The sequence below is a fragment of the uncultured Actinomyces sp. genome (assembly GCF_963526355.1).
Lineage (GTDB): Bacteria > Actinomycetota > Actinomycetes > Actinomycetales > Actinomycetaceae > Actinomyces.
Map to the genome: position 1 here is coordinate 1 of NZ_CAUROW010000162.1, position 3266 is coordinate 3266.

Sequence of the window (3266 nt, forward strand, 5' to 3'; positions counted from 1 at the left end):
GCCACCAGCAGGTGCGGGGTCTTGGCCAGGTTAGTGACGACGTAGTCGCCCTCGACGTTCTTGCCCAGCCCGACGACCAGCGGATGAGCCTGCTTGCGGGCGGCCTGGGAGCGTAGGACATCGCCGAGCTTGACCATCTCGCGATCGGTATTGGGGATCTCGATACCGATGGCGCTCTTGCCGGGGATCGGTGTGAGCAGGCGGATCTCGTCGGAGGCCACCGCGTAGGCGATGTTCTTCTCCAGCCCAGTGATACGCGAGACGTTAACGCCCCGACCACGGTGGACTTCGTAGCGGGTCACCTGGGGACCACGCGTGTAGCCGGTGACCGTGGCGTCCACATTGAACTCGGCGAAGACGTTCTCCAGCGCCTCGACGATGGCGTCGTTGGCGGGAGTGCGGGTGGCGTGCCCCGGACCCGGGCCAAGCAGAGCGTCCTCGGGCAACGTATAGGTGGAGCCGTCGGGCAGCGCCATGTCGCTCATAGCGATCTGGTCGGCGAGGTCGGGCTCCTCAAGAGGAATCTCGGGGGTCTCCTCAGTAACGGCGTCGAAGCCGGACGGCGTCGGTGGATCGGGTCGCTTCAATGCAAGAGGCTTGCGCTGTACCCCTGCCGACGATCCAGCCGCCCTGCCCTCGGGAGGAGACGCGACCGCGGGGCCCGACGACGCCACCGTCTCTTCCTCGTTGCCCACCTCTGGGACGGCGAAGGCGACGTCGGCATGATCATCGCCCGGGTCGAAGAGCTCGGTGATCGAGGTCTGCTGGGCTGCGCGATCAGTGGTGCGCTTACGCCGGCCGCTTCCGCGCTTGCGCGGTGCGGGCTCCTCCGTCCCCAGTGCGGAACGGAAGGGCTCGTCACCGTCATAGGAGTCCAGGCGCGCGGTCTGCTCCACGTCACCGGCAGCGCCGGTTGCGCCACGTACCCGCCTCAGGAGGCGGCGGGCCAGGGAGTCTGCGGAGCTGTCGGCGTCGGGCGAGGCATCGGCTCCGTCAACGTCACCGGTGTTGAGGGAACGACGCTGCTTCAACAGGTCGCGGATCTCGGCGACGGTCCTGCCGTACAGGACCAGGGCGGAGAACACGGCCAGGAGGATGAACAGGACGAAGGCCCCCACCGAAGAGAACAATGCCGCCAGCGGATAGCCCACAAGCCACCCCAGCAATCCGCCGGCGCTCTCCAGCCCAGCGATGTTGTTCCTCAGAATCGGGTTGCCGCTGCCCACCTGGATCATGCCGGTCAGTGCGGTCAGCAGGCCCAGGCAGCCCACCGAAGCCCGCGCGTGGACCGCTCCCAGGCTGTGGACCCGCAGCATGGCGATCCCCAGCGCTCCTAGGAGCAGGGGGACGAATATACCGAGCATACCGACGGGCCCTGCGGCGATGTGGTGAAGAAGGCTCCCGGCTGCCCCGGAGACCCCGAACCACTCGCGCAAGGCCAGGACCGCTGCCAGGGCCAGGATGAGGAAGGCCCATCCGGTGCGGCGGTAACGCCCGCCGGATGGCGGGGACCCAGCAGACGCGAAAGGAGCGTTTCCTTGAGCTGTTGCTCCCCGATCGCGCCTCCTGCCGGTTCCGGGCGAAGGCGTAGCGGATCTCGTGGTACGACGATTGGCCATGATGTCCTAGAAACTATCGGATTCTCAGCGTCAGCGCCCCTGCCACGCCGCTTCGGGCAGGTGGGAACACGTCACCTTCCCACCGCAGGTTCTCCACCCGAGGTCATTGTGTCGGTCACCACCGTTCAGCAAGCATCGTCGTCAGACATCTCAGAGCTTTCGAGAAGGATCTTGTCGATCTCCTCCCGGCGTGGGGCCTGCGCCGGCCCAGTTCGGGCCACGGCGTGCGCGGCGGCCGCGTTGGCGCGTCTGGCCGCCTCGACGACGTCGAGTCCGTCGAGGAGTCCGGCGACCAGGACACCGGTGTGCGTGTCTCCGGCCCCGGTCGTATCAACGACACCGCGCACGAAACCGGGGACCTCGGTCGGCTCGGCGCCGACCGGGTGGAGAACACATCCGTGAACGCCGGTGCGTCGAACGATCAGTGCCTGCGGACATGCCTGGCGGAGCGCGTCAGTACCTCCCAGCCGTCTCTCGAGCCGACTCATCTCCAGGTCGTTGCCGGTCAGCATCGTCGCCCGGTGCAGAAGCGGTAGAAGCACCTGGTCGGGAATGTCGGGCTGTACCGGCCCCAGGTCGATGACCAGGCCGACCCCAGCAGGGATCGACAGGAGCCAGTCGGCCAGGACGCCCCGGCTGGTGTAGTGGGCCAGGTCGTAGCCAGTGGCGTAGACCCAGTCGCCCTCCCTGAGGTCGAGGCTCTCGAGGTCCTCACGCTGAGGCTCGCCCTCGACGCCGGCAGTAGTGATGAAAGTTCTCCGACCGGAGGGCTCGATGAGCGTGGTGCAGGTACCGATATCGCCAACGAGCTCCTCGACAAGGAGCTCAACCCGGTCAAGGCGCATCGACTCACGCACCCGCGCCGAGTTGGGGCCGGTCCCCAGAGTCGCGGCAAGGGCGGCAGGGATCCCTTGCCGGGCAGCAGCCGACACCACCGTGTACCCGCCCCCCACGACGGGACCCGACGAGGCCCCGGTGATCGCCCCTCCCGGCGTCGGTACCCGGCTGACATGAAGGGGAATGTCAATGAGGATGGATCCAGTGGATATGAAGCACGCGGGCCGGAAGAGAGTCATGCAGTGAGCGTCCCCTAGGCTTCGACGACAACCGGAACGATCATGGGACGTCGTTTGAGCCTGCGACCGATCCAGCGCCCCAGGGTGCGGCGCATGACCTGCTGGAGGGAGTAGGTGTCGGCCTTCCCCGTCTCCAGTGCGGCAGACAGGGCCTCGGTGACGTCGGGAAGGATCTCCTCGAAGACCGAGTCATCCTCGGCCACACCCCGGGCCTGGATATGCGGACCGGCCAGAATCGTGCCGGTCATGGTCTCCACCACGGCGTAAACGGAGACGAAGCCTTCCTCAGCCAGGATACGGCGGTCCTTGAGCTCGGCCTCGTCAATCTCCCCCACGGAGGAGCCATCGACATAGATGTACCCACAGGGGACCTGTCCGGCGATACGGGCGGTTCCCCGGTCCAGGTCGACGGCCACGCCGTCCTCGCACAGCATGACCCGCTCGGGAGCGACCCCGGTCTTGACTGCGAGCCCGCCATTGGCCACCAAGTGGCGAATCTCGCCGTGAATGGGCATGACGTTGCGGGGCTGGACGATGTTGTAGACGTGGAGCAGCTCCTCGGAGGAGGCGT

Annotated in this window: 2 protein-coding genes and 1 pseudogene; all 3 read right to left on the reverse strand. The window is 67.0% G+C overall.

The features are described from left to right. The coding region (locus RWR81_RS13175) for a DNA translocase FtsK (RefSeq protein ID WP_314458166.1) at nucleotides 1-1619 on the reverse strand (1619 nt) is incomplete at its 3' end. A 125-nt stretch (nucleotides 1620-1744) separates the two neighbouring features. After that, nucleotides 1745-2695, reverse strand: a complete 951-nt coding sequence (locus RWR81_RS13180) for a PfkB family carbohydrate kinase (protein ID WP_314458167.1) — start codon at nucleotides 2693-2695, stop codon at nucleotides 1745-1747. 14 nt (nucleotides 2696-2709) lie between these two features. Beyond that, nucleotides 2710-3266, reverse strand: a pseudogene (locus RWR81_RS13185) (RNase J family beta-CASP ribonuclease); the annotation flags it as partial.

Coding starts and splice junctions, on each gene's coding strand:
- RWR81_RS13180 (WP_314458167.1), bottom strand. CDS start 2,695: ATGACTCTCTTCCGGCCCGCGTGCTTCATATCCACTGGATCCATCCTC.